This is a genomic window from bacterium (assembly GCA_030704665.1).
GTDB lineage: Bacteria > Patescibacteriota > Microgenomatia > Woykebacterales > RBG-16-39-9b > JAUYID01.
Window position 1 is genome coordinate 377,357 of the sequence record JAUYID010000009.1, and the last position, 15,400, is coordinate 392,756.

Annotated in this window: 15 protein-coding genes; 12 read left to right on the forward strand and 3 right to left on the reverse strand. The window is 43.7% G+C overall.

Features of this window, described 5'->3' with window-relative positions; translation table 11 throughout:
* Positions 1-60: 60 nt before the first annotated feature.
* Positions 61-360, reverse strand: a complete 300-nt coding sequence (locus Q8P13_02150) for a hypothetical protein (GenBank protein ID MDP2671241.1) — start codon at positions 358-360, stop codon at positions 61-63.
* Positions 361-444: 84 nt separating this feature from the next.
* On the opposite strand from Q8P13_02150, the gene efp reads away from it, so the two are divergent.
* Entirely contained in the window at positions 445-1,038 is a 594-nt protein-coding gene (gene efp, locus Q8P13_02155; protein MDP2671242.1) for an elongation factor P, read from the forward strand.
* Here efp and Q8P13_02160 read toward each other — a convergent pair whose 3' ends face one another.
* Positions 1,039-1,485, reverse strand: a complete 447-nt coding sequence (locus Q8P13_02160) for a hypothetical protein (protein MDP2671243.1) — start codon at positions 1,483-1,485, stop codon at positions 1,039-1,041. It abuts the gene before it with no gap.
* Between the two features lie 139 nt (positions 1,486-1,624).
* Between Q8P13_02160 and Q8P13_02165 the strand changes: the two genes are divergently transcribed.
* The 9 genes from Q8P13_02165 to Q8P13_02205 all read left to right on the forward strand — a co-directional run bounded on the left by Q8P13_02165 (position 1,625) and on the right by Q8P13_02205 (position 10,367).
* Positions 1,625-2,272, forward strand: a complete 648-nt coding sequence (locus tag Q8P13_02165) for a zinc ribbon domain-containing protein (GenBank protein MDP2671244.1) — start codon at positions 1,625-1,627, stop codon at positions 2,270-2,272.
* Complete coding sequence (locus tag Q8P13_02170) at positions 2,187-3,320, forward strand: Xaa-Pro peptidase family protein (protein ID MDP2671245.1); 1,134 nt, start codon at positions 2,187-2,189, stop codon at positions 3,318-3,320. Before Q8P13_02165 ends, Q8P13_02170 begins: the two co-directional genes overlap by 86 nt.
* 49 nt (positions 3,321-3,369) lie before the next feature.
* A complete protein-coding gene (locus Q8P13_02175) occupies positions 3,370-4,827 on the forward strand; it encodes a leucyl aminopeptidase family protein (GenBank protein ID MDP2671246.1) in 1,458 nt (485 codons plus the stop codon).
* A 12-nt stretch (positions 4,828-4,839) separates the two neighbouring features.
* Positions 4,840-6,081, forward strand: a complete 1,242-nt coding sequence (locus Q8P13_02180; GenBank protein ID MDP2671247.1) for an MFS transporter — start codon at positions 4,840-4,842, stop codon at positions 6,079-6,081.
* A 5-nt stretch (positions 6,082-6,086) separates the two neighbouring features.
* On the forward strand, positions 6,087-6,914 hold the full coding sequence (lgt, locus tag Q8P13_02185; protein MDP2671248.1) for a prolipoprotein diacylglyceryl transferase: 828 nt from the start codon (positions 6,087-6,089) through the stop codon (positions 6,912-6,914).
* 1 nt (position 6,915) lies between these two features.
* Positions 6,916-7,254 carry a TraR/DksA C4-type zinc finger protein gene (locus Q8P13_02190; GenBank protein ID MDP2671249.1) on the forward strand — a complete coding sequence of 113 codons (339 nt, stop codon included), beginning with the start codon at positions 6,916-6,918 and terminating at the stop codon, positions 7,252-7,254.
* A gap of 65 nt (positions 7,255-7,319) precedes the next feature.
* On the forward strand, positions 7,320-7,712 hold the full coding sequence (locus Q8P13_02195; protein ID MDP2671250.1) for a response regulator: 393 nt from the start codon (positions 7,320-7,322) through the stop codon (positions 7,710-7,712).
* A gap of 54 nt (positions 7,713-7,766) precedes the next feature.
* Positions 7,767-8,669 (forward strand): RluA family pseudouridine synthase, encoded by a 903-nt coding sequence (locus Q8P13_02200; GenBank protein ID MDP2671251.1) that lies wholly within the window; start codon positions 7,767-7,769, stop codon positions 8,667-8,669.
* A complete protein-coding gene (locus Q8P13_02205; GenBank protein MDP2671252.1) occupies positions 8,670-10,367 on the forward strand; it encodes a cation:proton antiporter in 1,698 nt (565 codons plus the stop codon).
* Positions 10,368-10,372: 5 nt separating this feature from the next.
* Here the strand turns inward: Q8P13_02205 and Q8P13_02210 are convergent, their stop codons facing one another.
* A complete protein-coding gene (locus tag Q8P13_02210) occupies positions 10,373-11,071 on the reverse strand; it encodes a hypothetical protein (GenBank protein MDP2671253.1) in 699 nt (232 codons plus the stop codon).
* 75 nt (positions 11,072-11,146) lie between these two features.
* On the opposite strand from Q8P13_02210, the gene Q8P13_02215 reads away from it, so the two are divergent.
* Both Q8P13_02215 and Q8P13_02220 read left to right on the forward strand, forming a co-directional pair.
* Positions 11,147-12,166 carry a LytR C-terminal domain-containing protein gene (locus Q8P13_02215; GenBank protein MDP2671254.1) on the forward strand — a complete coding sequence of 340 codons (1,020 nt, stop codon included), beginning with the start codon at positions 11,147-11,149 and terminating at the stop codon, positions 12,164-12,166.
* A 276-nt stretch (positions 12,167-12,442) separates the two neighbouring features.
* Positions 12,443-15,391, forward strand: coding sequence for a type IV secretion system DNA-binding domain-containing protein (locus tag Q8P13_02220; protein MDP2671255.1), 2,949 nt, complete (start codon positions 12,443-12,445; stop codon positions 15,389-15,391).
* The last annotated feature ends 9 nt before the right edge of the window (positions 15,392-15,400 follow it).

The following is a 15,400-nucleotide window of genomic DNA, read 5'->3' on the forward strand; positions in this document are numbered from 1 at the left end:
TTGTCAGGGCCTATGGGTAAGTCCAGGAATTGTTCTCACCTTTCTTCTTGTCAGAGGCTGTCAGCTACTGGTTGGTCGGCTACTCAAGCTGAGGGTTAGCCGAACATCCTTCAGGATTTTCCTGGCTGCGGCACCCTCATCAATGTCCACACAGTCGCAGTAGGCAGCAAAGATGGACCGATCAAGGAGCCGCAGGCCTTGTTCATTCAGCTCGTCGAAATGATCTTTGCGCAGTCGCAGGAGACGGCGTAGGCGGTTGAGATAGCCATCGCGAACCTGGCCCCGGCCTGGTGTGTGGGCTATCTCTTCGACCCCCAGCTTCAGTTCCTTGAGATCTTCTCTCGTCCTTGTGGTACTCATGCAAAGGCCTCCTTTCTCAAGTTAATTTTACTCTGCTCGAAGACTAAATTAAACACCTTTAAAATAAAGAATAAAGCTTGCGAAATGCCCTCGGAAATGGTTAAATGGCGACCAATTATGATTAATGTTACTGACTTACGGTCCGGAGCTGCTTTCAAAGACCAGGGTAACCTTTGGGAAGTGCTCGAATACCAACATATTAAAGTCGGTAGGGGAAGTGCGAACATCAAGGTCAAAGTGCGCAATCTTCGTAGCGGGACAATTACTGAAAAAAGCTTCATGTCTGGGGCTAGGGTTGATCCAGCTGAGGTTGAAAAGAAAGAAGCTCAGTTTCTTTATCTTGATGGAAGTTTGGCTTACTTTATGGACCCGAAAAGCTACGAGCAGTTTTCTTTACCGCTATCAGCTTTGGTTGGTCAAGAAAAATATCTCCAGGAAGGGGGAAATTACAACCTAGTCTGCGTAGATGAGGAAATTTTGAGTGTTGAGATGCCCCGAACAGTAGAGTTGAAAGTAGAAGATACTGGACCGGGAATCAAAGGCGACAGCGTTTCGAGTGCCTACAAGGCAGCTACTCTTGAAAACGGAATGACGGTGCAGGTGCCTCTTTTTATCAAAGAAGGAGAGAAAATTCGTCTTGATACGCGTAGTGGTGACTACCTAGAGAGAGCAAAATAGCTAAACTTTTACCAAAAGGAAAATTGCCAGCCCGACCGCGACTGCGGCAGTCACAAAACCGCTCGCCGGAGGTACGTTGCTTTGAATCCCACGGTGGAAGTTGTTCAGCTTTTTGTACCAAGCCCACTTGTTCCAAGGGAGAAACTCAAAACCTCGAAAGCTAGCCAGCATAAAATCAGGAGCTGTACCAAGAAAACCACCAAACATTATTAACGGAAGCTGGGGATTACTTCTGGCAAACCACCAAATTAAAAACAAACCAAAAAGATAATCGAGCCCGACCCAAAAATAAAACTTTTTCCCAAAGGGTGGGTGAGGCGAGCCGTCCCAATGAGGAGTTGCGTCCAGAACGAAATGAGAAGCAAAGGCGGCCGGCAAAGAAATTGCCGGATTGGGTATGGCTTTGACAAGAGCGGCACCGATAAGTAAATGGGGAGTCGAAAGCATAAGAGTTAGTCTTTCGCTAGACTAACAACTAAAAATTCTAGGCCAAGAAAACGTTTTTGTCAAACAAATGACTTCTAAGCAAACCTATTGCCAAAGACAACCAAGTTTAGTATAACTGTTCCACTTAATTTTTTTATCTATGGCGGATTTAATTAGCTTATTGACCAACATAACCGTTTTGGTGATTTTGGTCTCCTACATCTTTCTTATTTGGCTGGGACTGATTGTTTGGACCTGGGTTGATATCAGCCGGAGAAGTGACAATTGGTTTTACCGGCTTGCAATGTTGCTTTTGGTTGCTCTGGGAGCCTTTGTGGGCTTTGCTTTTTATCTGATGATTCGACCGAGTCTGACCAAAAAAGAATCTGAAACCCAGGAGCTAGAGGAACAGTTTCTTCTTGCTAGTTCCTTAGCTTGCCCGAAGTGTGGGCAGATTACTCCTGAGAACTTCCTCTTTTGTATTCGTTGCGCGACCAGTTTAAAGAATAAATGTAAAAACTGTGGTTTTTTGGTTCATGCCAGTTGGTCAGCTTGTCCTAACTGTGGCAATCTTCAAGCTGAAGTACCCTTGTTAAATGTGATTGAGGCCCAGACTAAATCAGTCGAAACTAAACCCCTACACCTAGGAGTAGATTTTTCTGGGGTTTTTCAAGTGATCAAAAATATGCGTTCAATTGCTCCTGAGCTCAGAAAGGAAAGCAATGGTGAGACCCGCAAGCAAGTTAGAAAAGCCAAAAGAGCAAGATCCAAGCCGAGAGCAAAAAAGGCTGAAGTGGCTGCAAAGTAAACTAGATAAAACTTCTCTCGACGGCTTTTTAGTTTCAAAAACTGAGAACAAAACCTATTTAACTGGTTGGGAAGCGGACCCGGAAAGTGGTTATCTTTTAATCACACCCGGCCAAGCCTTTCTTTTTACCGACTCGCGTTACACTGAACAAGCAATTCAGCTGGTAGACGGTTTTGAGGTAGTTGAGGTTCCCGGGAATTTTTCCTCTTTTGCAGTCGAGTTTATCAGCAAAAAGAAGCTAAAAAGAATCGCATTTGAAAGCCACAATCTTTCCGTTTTTGACTTTAAACGCTTTAAGAAACTTTTCCCCTCAAAATTGATCCCTCTTGCCCACTTGCTTGAAGAAAGACGAGCGACCAAAGACCAAGATGAAATTGAGGCGATCAGGGCAGCAGTTCGGCTGGACCAAAGTGCTTTTGAATACATTTTGAACTTCGTTAAAACCGGTCAGACAGAAGCAGAGGTAGCTTGGGAGTTGGAAAGAAAATTAAAAGAGCTTGGGGCGCAGAGAATGGGTTGGCAACCTTTTATTGTGGCTTCTGGAGCAAACTCTTCTATTCCGCATTACGGAAATAGCTCAAAGGTAAAAATCAAAAAGGGAGACCTTTTGCAGCTAGACTTCGCTAGTGTAGTTGAAGGTTATCATTCAGACACTTCTCGGGTTATTTTTATTGGAAAACCAGACGAAGAAAAAATCAAAATTTACAACTGGGTCAGAGAGGCCCAAGAACTAGGGGAGAGCTTGGTTCGACCAGGTAAAAGTGGAGAAGAGATTGACACAGCGGTACGAAATTTTCTTAAAGAAAAAACCCCAAACTACTTCCAGCATGGTTTGGGTCATGGTGTTGGTTTGGAGATTCACGAGCTACCGAAGCTGAGCTTGGCAGGGAAGAAAAAACTCGAAATTGGAAATTGTTTTACGGTCGAGCCGGGGATTTATCGTCCTGGTTGGGGTGGGGTTCGGCTAGAAGATATTGTTGTTTTAGGAAAAAACGGGGCCGAGATTCTCACCAAAACTACCAAAGAGATCAAAGACGTAACTATTTAAGGCCAATCACTCTTTGACTGAACTCAAACTTGTGTTAAAATTGCCAGCAATGCAAGTAAGAGTCTCGAATCAAAATTTAAAAAACATTGAAGCTGACGCTCTCTATTTGGCGGTTTTCGAAGACAAAAGCCTTTCTGAAAAGATGGTCCAGCTAGACAAGCAACTAAATTCTGCTCTCAGTGATTTTCTCAAACTCAAAGAATTCAAAGGGAAACTTTACGAAACTGCAGTTCTTTATCCCCAAGGTTTGAATTTCCAAAGACTCATATTAGTTGGGATGGGCAAAGAAGAGGATTTTGAAGCTCCACGAATGACCAAGAATGTGGCTGGTGCTGCGGCTAAACGGGCAATCAAGTTGGGGGTGAAGAAGCTAGCGACACTGTTGAACCACCCTGAAGAAACGGCTGGTGTCGTCGAAGGAGTCGGGCTTGCCAGTTTTGATGCCGGGATGCACAAAACCAAAAAAGAGAAACTGGAAATTCAAGAACTTATTCTTGTCGGTGCAGATGAAAAAGTCGTTGGAGAGGCTCAAGCAGCGGCCGAAACAATTAACTGGGTTCGCCACCTTATTGCCGAGCCAGCCAACCTGATGACTCCGGCTCGTGTGGTTGAAGAAGCAAAAAAGATCGCCAAAACCTACAAACTAGGGATTGAAATTATCGACGAGAAAGAAGCAAAAAAGAGAAAGATGGGAGCCTTTCTTGCGATTGCGCAAGGGAGTGATGAATCATCCTATATGATCGTTCTGCACTACAAAGCGCCAAAACCAGGTAAGACTGTCCTTGGCATTGTCGGAAAAGGTATTACTTTTGATAGCGGTGGCATTTCGATCAAACCTTCAGCCAAAATGGCGGACATGAAGATGGATATGTCTGGGGCAGCCGCTATGCTCGGAATCATGAAATTGGTGGGGGAGTTTAAACCCAATCTTGATATCATCGGCATTGCCCCGGTGACTGAGAACATGCCGAGTGGAAAAGCGGCCAAACCGGGAGATGTCTTTAAATCTTTGTCCGGTCGGACGATTGAGATCCTCAACACTGACGCTGAGGGTAGGGTAGTGATGAGCGATGCTTTTACTTACGTTCAAAAACTGGGGGCGAAGAAGATTTTTGAACTCTCGACCCTGACCGGAGCAGTGAACGTTGCTTTGGGTCCGGAAGCTACGGCTATTATCGGGTCTTCGCAAGAATGGGTTGATACAGTTATTTCTGCTGGAAAGAGGGCGGGGGAGAGAATTTGGCAGCTGCCGATTTACTCCGAGCACAAAGAAATGTTGAAAAGTGATATTGCTGATCTTGCCAATATACCTCCAACCCGGGCAGCCGATGTCATTGCAGGAGGAGTTTTCCTCGGAGAGTTTGTTGAAAAGGAAAATGATTGGGCGCATTTGGATATTGGAGCAACTGCCTGGTTGGAAGGGGACAAACCGTATTTGACTAAGGGCCCGACTGGAGTAGGGATTGAAACTGCGCTTGCTTTGATAAAGGCTTTGGAAGGAAATTAAGGTTAAAAGTTTTTGTGGGGGGAACAGATTAAAAGATTCTTTCCGAGTATTGTCACGAATATAGATTTTCTCAAGCTCTGGTTGGCGCAGATTACTTCGCAAATAGGTTTGAACGCGCTCTATTTTATTTTAGCTCTCAAAGTTTATGAGCAAACTCAGGGCTCTAATACCGCGGTTAGTTTGTTGATTTTAGCTTTTACCGTTCCTTCCGTGTTCTTTGGTTATTTGGCCGGAGTCTTGGTTGACCATCAAGATTTAAAAAAAGTTTTGATTTATACCAATCTTTTCCGTGCTTTGGTCGTCTTCGGTCTTTTGTTTGTTTACACCAATATTTTTTTCATCTACGGCCTAGTCTTACTTTTGGCTTTGGTGACTCTTTTCTTTTTGCCAGCTGAGGGATCTGCTTTGCCGGCCTTGGTAAAAGAAAAAAAGGATCTGATTTCAGCAAATTCTCTTTTTACACTCACTCTTCAAGGAGCGCTCATAATTGGCTTTGTTGCCGCCGGCCCTTTACTTTCTTTACTTGGAGAGACAACTACTTTGATCGTTCTGGTCGCTTTCTTTTTGATTGCACTGGCCTGTGTTTGGTTTTTGCCTGATTCAATCAGATCGATTGAAGAAAAAGAGGGAGTGAGTTCGTGGCGCAGTTTTCTTGATGGTATCATCTTCTTTTTCAAGACTCGTTCCGTCCGAGACGCTATTTTTTTCTTGACCAGTACACAGGCGATTACTTTGGTTTTGGCAACAATCGCTCCGGGCTTTGTTGATCGAGTTTTGGATTTGGATGTTCGCTTGACTAGTCTAGTTTTGGTAGCACCGGCGGCAGTGGGAATGATTGTCGGGTCGGTTTTTTTGAGTCATCGTGCCGGCAAACACAAAGAGGCAGTTTTGGTGACTTGGGGACTATTCGTGGCTGGTATTTCCTTTTCGGCTCTGTCTGTGCTGGAAAGAGTAAAGCTGAGCAATTTCATTTTTCTCTTGGCAATTTTGTTCATTGTTTTGCTTGGTGTGGCGGCGTCTTTGATCACTATACCAGCAACAACTGAGCTTCAACACGACACTCCTGAGCGGTTTCGGGGGCGAGCCTATGGGATACTAGGAACGTTTGTTAGTGGGGTCTCGGCCCTGCCGGTGATTTTGGCTGGAGCGATTGGGGACACTTTTGGTGTGCGCTCGGTGATGATTGCTATGGCTATCGTCACCATCGCGGCTGGTGTTTACCGTTTGCGGGGAAAAAGTTATACTGAAGGTTAGTAAAAATGTTACCAATACTTTTTAAGCTCGGACCGTTTTCAATTTACTCTTACGGATTTTTTTTGACACTAGCTTATTTGGCCGGGACTTTCTTTTTCTGGCGAGAAGGAAAAAAAAGGGGCTTTAGCGAGGAGAAACTTCTGGATCTTTCGGTCCTGGCCCTTTTGGCTGCTCTCGTTGGAGGGAGGATTCTTTACGTTTTAATAAACTGGAATCTTTTCTCTTTAGATCCAAAATCAAGCCTTTTTCTTTGGCAAGGAGGCTTTGCCTATTTTGGGTCTTTGTTCGCGGCTGTGGTTGTGGTTTGGTATTTTGTGCGAGCCTGGAAGTGGCCTTTTTTTCAGATCGCTGATCTGGGAGCAATTGCCGCGGCTCTGAGTTTTACAATTGGTAAGTTCGGGACCTTTCTGGCGGGAACTGATTATGGTAGCCAAACCAATTTACCTTGGGGTGTAGTCTTTCCAAACTTAGTTGGTTCGCGCCACCCGGTCCAACTTTACGAAGCTTTTGTGAGTTTGCTTATTCTCTTTTTTCTGATTCGTCTTTACTTCAAAAATATTGAAAAAAGCGGGAGCATGCGTTCGGGAGTGGTCTTTTTTGACTACTTAATACTTTCCGGGGTCGCTCGGCTCGTTTTGGAGTTTTTCAGAGCTGACTCAGACTTTGTTGCCGGAGTTGCTTTAGCACAAATTCTTAGTTTAATCGTTGCAACAGTAGGAGCAGTTTGCTTATACTATTTCGGGTTGCGCAATCTGCGGACCGATCTAAGGGTCGTCCTGAAAAGATTGAGCAACCTTGATTTTAAATTAAGAGGAGTTCTAACAAGGAGGTAGTGTGCAAATTCCGGTCCAGAAGAGCAAGCTAGAGAGTGGAAAAGCCAAACTGCTAAAACAACTTGATCACTACAAAAAGGAAGACCCATATCTGATTCCCGATCGGCAAAGCTCGAACACTGTCGATGATGATATAACTGAGATAGAGGGTCACGACCGTATCACGGCGACGAGAATTGCTTTGGAAACAGATCTGAAGGCAGTTGAAGAAGCTTTGGGACGTATTAAAGACGGTACTTACGGAAATTGTCAGAATTGCGGGAAAAAGATCGAAGAGAATAGATTGAGTATTATGACCACCGCAAAATTTTGCTTGGATTGTCAGGAAAAGCGCAAGTAGGTCGTTAGATAAACTTGTTGGTTTCCGCAGAGTTTGTGGTAAAATTCCTTATGAGGAGGATTTAAATGGCACAGAAGATATTGGTAGTTGAAGACGATCAATTTTTGAGAGAACTCTACGACGAACTTCTTTCAGGAGAGGGTTATGAGGTAAGTGTGGCCGCCGACGGTCAAGAAGGTTTTGATAAAGTTTCCGCTGGTGGTTTTGACCTAGTTTTACTTGATATTATGCTGCCAAAAATTGATGGTCTGGAAGTACTACGCAAACTAAAAGAAACTCCTCCAAAACAAGCAAACGGTCCCACGGTTTTGCTGACCAATTTGGGTCAAGACTCGATCATCAAAGAAGGTTTTTCTTTGGGTGCGGCGGGTTATCTAATAAAATCAGCTATGAACCCAGACCAAGTTCTCAATGAGGTAAAAGTATTTTTAAGTAAGAGTAACATCAGCCACAAATGATACTTTTTCAGGTCTTTTTAATGTCTACCATTCTGTCAGCCAAAGAATAAGAAGATGCAGATTTTTAAAGTTCGAGTTAAGCCTGTCGAAGACAGACTAGACCGTTTTTTGGCTTCGCAAACGAAAAACCTCTCCCGTTCCAAAATCCAAAAGCTGATCGTTGAGGGAAAAATCTTGGTGAACAAAAAAGGGGTCGGCCAAAACTACAAGATTCATTCAGGAGATACCATTACCCTGAATTTACCTCCCCCAAAAGACACTGAGATTAAAGCTGAAGATATGCCCGTAAAAGTTCTCTATGAGGATTCAGATTTGCTAGTTATCGAAAAAGAATCTGGAGTTGTTGTCCATCCAACTTCTGATCACACTTCCGGAACTATTGTAAACTGGCTTCTTTTTCACACAAAAAATTTGGCTGTGGCCGAGGAGGGGATTCGTCCTGGTGTTGTCCACCGCCTGGACAAAGGTACCTCAGGGCTACTTATTCTTGGCAAAAATTCACAAACAACGCAGGAGCTTAAAAAACAGTTTGCGGCGAGACAAGTGACCAAAAAGTACACCGCCTTGGTGATCGGAGAAATGGCTAAACCTTTTGGTAGTATCAAAACTAATATTGGTCGCCATCCGCGCTCTTTCCAGAAATTTGCTGTTCTGGAAGCGGGAAAAGAAGCTGAAACAGACTACCGTGTTGTGAAACAATTTCAAGGCTTTACCCTTGTCTCTGTTTTTCCCAAGACTGGTCGCACCCATCAAATCCGTGTTCATCTTTCTTCAATTGGCTTTCCGATCGTCGGGGACAAGCTATATGGGGCGCCGGCGGACTTGGGGAGACTATTTTTACACGCCAGTGAAATTGAATTTAGCCACCCAAGGACCGGAAAAATCTTGAAATTCTTTTCCGAACTGCCAGACGCTTTGCAAGCTTATTTAGATGGGTTATCATTAAAGAAAGACTAAATGGAAACTTCCTCTGCCTTTTTCTTGATCGGGATCATTATTGCTTTAGCTGCCTTTCTCGGGGCCTGGGCTAGTTTCCTCAAACAGCCAATCTTTATTGCCTATATAGTGGCTGGTTTGATTGCGGGGCGTCTTATTTTTGGCAGTGCGCAAAATGTCGAGATCTTCAACCTTTTACGTGATTTAGGCTTGTCCTTTGTTCTTTTTCTGGTTGGTTTGGATATACGGACCAAAGAGTTGCGACGTTTTGGCTTTCCGGCCTTTAAAGCTGGTCTTGGTCAAGTCTTGGTCACCGCGGTTGGGGGTTTTCTCGTTGCTAATCTTCTTGGGTTTGGCGGAACTTCTGCTCTTTATATTGGAATAGCCCTCGCTTTTTCAAGTACGATTGTGACGGTAAAACTTTTGCTTGAGAAAAGGGATTTTGACTCTCTCTACGGCGGTTTGACCGTGACAATGCTTTTGCTGCAGGACTTACTCGCCATTTTCACCCTTATTTTTATTTCAAGTTTTTCGGCTGGAAGCTCTTCTTTTCTTGATATTTTCATCACTGCCACGGTTGGGGCAATCTTTTTGGGAGTTGGGTATTTTCTCAACCAAAATATTTTGCCCTATATTTTCGAAAGAATTGCTTATCACAGTGAGCTGCTCTTTATTGGTGCCTTGGCTTGGCTTTTCATCGTCGCTGCCGCAGCCTCCTTCGCTGGGTTTTCTATTGAAATTGGGGCTTTCTTGGCCGGAGTTGGTTTGGCGAATTTGCCGCAAGAGCATCAAATCGCGGCTCGGGTACGACCTTTGCGTGATTTTTTCATTCTAATCTTCTTTATTTTGATAGGGGCTAGGCTTGCTCTAGTTGATATAGGTTCAATAATTTTTCCCGCGGTGGTACTTTCACTTTTGGTTCTTCTGCTTAAACCTCTCTCAACAATGTTTTTTCTATCTCGTCAAGGTTTTCAGGCTAGAACTAGCTTTTTGAGTGGTATTTCGATTGCTCAGGTCAGTGAATTTTCTCTAGTGATTCTTTATTTAGGACAGAAGGTCGGTCAAATTTCGCAGGAAGTGGTTGGAGTCGTGACACTTTCCGCGCTGATCACGATTGCCGTGAGTTCGTATTTAGTCAAAAATTCCAATCGGGTCTATCGCCTTCTGATGAAGTATTTGACCTTTTTTGAACCCAAACACAGGCTTGTAGAGCCTAGAAAGAGTAGTGAGTTACGGGAGCATTTTGTTTTGGTTGGTTTAGGACGGCTGGGGTGGGATATTTTGAAGACTTTGAAAAAACACGGGGAAAAAGTTTTGGTAGTTGATTTTAATCCAGCGGTGATTGAGAAACTCGATGAAGAAGGAACTGACTGTCTTTTCGGGGATATAACCGATCCGGAAATTCAAAAGGGCGCCAATATCAGTTCGGCCAAGATGGTAATTTCTACTGTCTTCGATCCAGAGGACACAGAGGAACTTCTTGATCTAGTGAGCAAACTGGAAATAAAAGTTCCGGTAGTAGTCACGGCAGCTACGGAGATCAAAGGTATTGATTTTTACAAGTCCGGTGCTTCCTACGTTATCGTTCCTAGAGTCATCTCAAGTAAGGTCGTTTCAAGTTTACTTTCCGGAGAAAACTTGAAGGAAATTGTTTCTGGTGAAGCTAGGATTGAGCAAATTGAGTTGCTTTCTGATCGTATCAAGGATCGTACTGGTTAAAAAGTTTACTGCTCTTTTTTGATAAGGCTTTGGTATTCGAATTTTAGAATCGAGTTGATTTTGTTCACGTCTAGATTTTTTGGATAAGTTTCGTAGCGGAACTTGTTTTGTTCCCAGTTTACTTTTTCAGCTCTCGAGCTAGAAATCTCTAAAGTCATTGCTGGAGTAGTGGATTGGCCTTGAGAATCAATGATACCAGTAGCGTAGAGGATTAAAGTCAGCTTTTCTACTTCTTTGATATTGAAAACCCTACCGGCGAAATCTGCAAAATTTTGATAGCCAGTCTTTAAAATGGTCAACTTGTCAGTTTCGTTGATAGTGTAGCGAAAGGTGGCTGTTCCATCAATCAAGGTGATTTCTTTGAGGAAGTCAGGGGCACCAACGATTTCATTGTAAGCTTTGTTTAGTTGAGCTTGAGGGGTTTTTTCTCGTTGAGCAGCCTCAGAAGCTTCTTTTTGCCTTTGTTTTTCCAACTCAATATTTTGTTCAGGGTTGGTATCAGGAAGAGTGTCAGGTGGAGGTTTTAAGAGTAGAGAAAGCAAAGACCAAATGAGAATTACCACCAAAATGAGGATAAAAAATAGCAAAGAAGCGGCGAGACCGATCTTTAATGTGTCCGGCTTGGAAATTGGCTGTTTGGTGGCAGGGTCGACTTTAGCCTTATAAAAGTATTTTTTTAACAAGATCGACCAAGTACTAGGCATTGCTTCTATGTTAAGTTCTTCTGCCTTTGGCTGTCAAGCAAACCTGTGCTAAACTAAAAGCCTTAAAGGAAAGAAGTGGAAAACTCTCCCAGCGAAAAAAATTTAAAATCAGTAAACCCGGTTAGAAATAGGAAAAAAATCTATTGGCGGGTCTTTCTTTTTATTATCCTGATCTTTTTCTTGGCCAATCTGGTTCTGCAGGTACTGCGTTTGGTTGGGGCGATCCAGAAGCCCTTTCCCTCTTTGGCAGGTGCTTTTGCCAGTGAAAAAAGACTCGATCTAAAACAGAAATCGAATCTTTTGCTTCTGAGGTATTCTGCGGAGAAGACCCTACAAGAAAGCTGGGTATTAAGCTACGAGAACTCCTCAAGGCAGCTCCACTTCTTCAAACTTCCTCACCAAGCTTCTTTAGCAAATGAGGAAAAGAGTTTGAGTGAGGTTTTTTCCGCAAGTTTCGACCAAAACTTCTGGCTCAGCGCCAACCTGATTGGTGCACCGCTCGATGGTTATCTGGCCTTTCGAGATCTTGAAGCGTTCTCAAAAGAGGCCTTCTTAGAATCGAGAAGGGAACTTTTCTCTTTATCCTTCTTTTTCAATTTTTTTGGACAAAAGGCTTGGCTTGATCAGCACCTTGCGACGAACCTGTCTAGCAGCCAACTGATCGGTGTCGCTCGAATTTTTAAAGCAGTCAGTCTGGACAAAATAGATTTTACTGATTTGTCCGGTTTCGCCGAAAAAGGAGTTGTCGAAGCAGAGAAGATTGATCGGGAAATCGGCTCTTTATTGATTGATCCGGACATCGCAGAGGAAAATTCCTTAGTAAAGATTGTCAACGGTAGTGGGGTTGCTGGGTTAGGCAGCAACTTAAAACGGATTGTAACTAATTTGGGTGGAAGATCTTTGACAGTTGAGTCCGGTAATGAAAAAATGACAAAAGTTTTGGCGGTTGATGAAGACAGCAAGCTAGCCAGAAGAATAGCGGGATTTTTGGGAGTTGGGGTAAGCAAAACAAACCAAACCTCTGAAGCCGAGGTGGAGATATTTCTAGGTTCAGATTTGGCTGAAAGACTAAGCCTAGCTAGCCTCAAGAAGTAAAACAGAAATATTGACTTTTTGAGCTCTTTGTGGTAGTATATTAAACGATCTCTCTCCTTTCTTCCGAGGAGGGGCCAAAATAGCCTCTCCTAATTTGAGAAAACCCCTTCGGGGGTTTTCTCGTTTTTAGAGGCAAAAAACTCGAAATTTTTCTGAAGCTGAGACAAAGACTTTCAAGATTGACTCCGAACGTGATTTAGGTTAAAATCCTTCTCATGAGGAGAAAAATAAAAAGGGAGGGTCGCCTGTCAGCTTGGCAGGGAAAGAGACAATAAAATGGCTCCATTGTACTTTCTTGCGATCATAGTGATTTTGGCGATTTGTTTCTTCTTTGCTTGGAGAGCGGCGCGCAGAATTGAGATTGGTGACCGCAAGTCGCAAATACAACAAGGTATTCTACTTTCAATCCAACTCCCAAAAGAAAACGAAAAACTTCCGGTGGCGGCCGAACAGATGTTCGCGTCTCTTCATGGTTTGTTACGGTTTACCCCGGATGCCCAAGAGCATATTTCTTTGGAAATGGCTTCGTCGGTGGATGGTTTACGATTTTATGTCTATACTCCAACTGAGTTTAAAAGTTTTGTTGAGAGTCAAATTTACGCTCAATACCCAACTGCTGAAATTCGCGAGGCTGTCGACTACACCAAAAGTATCGGGGACAACTCCCACGTGGCGGCTTCTGAGATAACTTTAAGCAAAGACTTCATTTTTCCCATTAAAACTTTCCGAGATTTTGAAGTTGATCCGCTCGCAGCGATTACAAGTGCCCTTTCTTCCTTGGGAAATAGTGAGCAACTTTGGTTACAAATACTAGTTCGTCCTGTTGATGACTTTTGGCAGGACCGCGGCCATGAATACGTAAAACTAGTTAGAGAAGGAACTCACCCGGTTAGTATCAACCCACAAGACATAATTATTGATGTTGGAAAACAAATAGTTTCTGTTGGAGCGAATATTTTCCCTTATATCGCCAAAGGCCCAACTCCAGTCGACCCTCATCCCGGGCCGGTCCGGACACCACCGCCTCCAAGGCTCTCCGCCGGCCAAGAACTCGAGCTCAAAATGATTGAAAACAAACTTTCTAAGATAGGTTTTGAGACCAAAATACGAGCTGTGGCTGTAGCGCAAAGTGAAGATTCCGCCCGCCAAAAACTAGGAGGAATACTTGGCGCCTTTAAGCAGTTTACGACGGCAAATTTGAACGGGTTTATAGCTGACTCAGATTCTCCTTCCTCCTCTGCTGTTGTCACCAGTTTTCAACAGCGCTCTTTCCCAGAGAAAGAGAGTGGAGACTTTATTCTTGACATTGAGGAGTTGGCCTCTATTTTCCACTTACCGAACTTGTCAGTTGAAACCCCGACTATTTCTTGGACCCGAGCCAAGAAGGGGGAGCCACCACTCAACCTCCCAACAGAAAACGCTACTCTCTTGGGAGAGACTATGTACCGCGACTTAAGTACTAGATTTGGAATCAAAAAAGCAGATCGTCGCAAACACATGTACTTAATCGGAAAAACTGGAGTAGGGAAGTCCACCCTGATCAAAAATATGATCATTCAGGATATGCGTAATGGTGAAGGTGTTGCAGTCTTGGATCCTCACGGGCAACTTATAGAGGAACTTTTGGAATTTGTACCGGAAAATCGAATTGATGACGTCGTTATTTTCAACCCAGCCGATGCAGATTATCCGGTCTCTCTCAACATGTTGGAGATGGTGGATCCAAGACAACGAACCTTAATGGCCGACTCCTTGGTTGATGTCTTTAAAAAATACTTTGCGAACTCTTGGGGACCGCGACTTGAGTATATTTTAAAAAACTGTATTTTGACCCTTCTTGAGGTTCCGAATACTTCTTTGCTTTCAATTACTCGGCTTTTGACCGATAAAGACTATCGGAAATTTATCGTTGATAAAATTAATGATCCGCAGATGAAAGCTTTTTGGAGGGACGAGTACGCTCGGATGGAGCAAAACGAAAGATTAATTACTGAGGCTATCAGTCCGATTCAAAATAAAGTAGGGCAGTTTTTAAATTCAGAGTTAATCCGCAACATTGTGGGACAAGCCAAGAGTACAATTAAAGTCGACGATATCATTAACAGACGCAAGCTGTTTTTTGTAAACCTAGCCTCGGGTCGTATTGGAGCCAACAACACGTCTTTGTTGGGAGCGATGATTGTTTCCCAGCTTCAATTTGCAGCCATGCGACGGGTTGATATTCCAGAACAGCAACGAGTCGATTTCTTTCTTTATGCCGACGAGTTTCAGAGCTTTGCGACTGAGAGTTTTGCCGTTATTCTTTCTGAAGCACGTAAATACCGCCTAGATTTGACTATTACCCATCAATATATTGAACAAATGCCTGAAGAAGTGCGCGACGCCATTTTTGGTAACGTTGGTACCTTGATTTGTTTTGGGGTAGGAAATCAAGACGCTCATTTCCTTGAGAGAGAGTTTTCTCCAGTTTTTTTGGAAAACGACTTTATCAACTTGGGTCGTTTTGAAATGTATTTAAAACTTCAGATTGATGATTTTTCCTCAACACCGTTTTCGGCCCGCTCTCTGGCTCCTTATACTGATGCAACCAACCTTCACGAGCGAGCGGTTCAGATTTCCAGAATGAACTATTCCAGACCAGTTGAGAGGGTAGAGAAGATGATTAAAAAATGGACTGAAACCAAGTTTCGTCTTGGCCAGCCGCCACTTCTTCCGGCCTGGGCAGTTGAGGAGGAAAAGCAAGCTCTTATTTCCGGACGGGAAATAGACTCTCCGGTTGAAGGAGAAGTTATCCCAACCCTAGAAACTACCACTCCTCCAACGGAACAATCTTTATCGATCCCGGTTCCTTTGCAAGAACAGCAGGTTAGACTAGAGACGATTCCTGAAACGGGGCCGCTGGGCGTTCCTGAAGTTTCTCAGACACCAGTTTCTGAACCAGCGGTGAGTCCACCACTGCCCGTAAGCGAACTAGCTGATTCGGACCAAGAAGAAAAAGTCGAAAAGGCTCCGTCCGTGGGGGCCCAAGTCTCTCAAACCAACTTAGAACCTCAGCTCCCAGCGCCTGCAGATCTAGCACCGCCTGTTTTTTCGCGGGAAAATACTGGCCTTGGTTTAGGACAGAGCGTTGGTTCAAGTGGTGAAGTGGAAATCTTTCGTTTTCCTATCCAACAACCAAGCCAAAAAGAATCAGAGTCAGGCGAAATTTTGATGCCGAGAAGATAACTTTAATAA

Excerpts from the sequence above, each read along its gene's own strand:
- Q8P13_02150 (MDP2671241.1), bottom strand. The coding sequence starts at position 360 with ATGAGTACCACAAGGACGAGAGAAGATCTCAAGGAACTGAAGCTGGGG.
- efp (MDP2671242.1), top strand. The coding sequence starts at position 445 with ATGCCCTCGGAAATGGTTAAATGGCGACCAATTATGATTAATGTTACT.
- Q8P13_02160 (MDP2671243.1), bottom strand. The coding sequence starts at position 1,485 with ATGCTTTCGACTCCCCATTTACTTATCGGTGCCGCTCTTGTCAAAGCC.
- Q8P13_02165 (MDP2671244.1), top strand. The coding sequence starts at position 1,625 with ATGGCGGATTTAATTAGCTTATTGACCAACATAACCGTTTTGGTGATT.
- Q8P13_02170 (MDP2671245.1), top strand. The coding sequence starts at position 2,187 with ATGGTGAGACCCGCAAGCAAGTTAGAAAAGCCAAAAGAGCAAGATCCA.
- Q8P13_02175 (MDP2671246.1), top strand. The coding sequence starts at position 3,370 with ATGCAAGTAAGAGTCTCGAATCAAAATTTAAAAAACATTGAAGCTGAC.
- lgt (MDP2671248.1), top strand. The coding sequence starts at position 6,087 with ATGTTACCAATACTTTTTAAGCTCGGACCGTTTTCAATTTACTCTTAC.
- Q8P13_02195 (MDP2671250.1), top strand. The coding sequence starts at position 7,320 with ATGGCACAGAAGATATTGGTAGTTGAAGACGATCAATTTTTGAGAGAA.
- Q8P13_02200 (MDP2671251.1), top strand. The coding sequence starts at position 7,767 with ATGCAGATTTTTAAAGTTCGAGTTAAGCCTGTCGAAGACAGACTAGAC.
- Q8P13_02205 (MDP2671252.1), top strand. The coding sequence starts at position 8,670 with ATGGAAACTTCCTCTGCCTTTTTCTTGATCGGGATCATTATTGCTTTA.
- Q8P13_02210 (MDP2671253.1), bottom strand. The coding sequence starts at position 11,071 with ATGCCTAGTACTTGGTCGATCTTGTTAAAAAAATACTTTTATAAGGCT.
- Q8P13_02220 (MDP2671255.1), top strand. The coding sequence starts at position 12,443 with ATGGCTCCATTGTACTTTCTTGCGATCATAGTGATTTTGGCGATTTGT.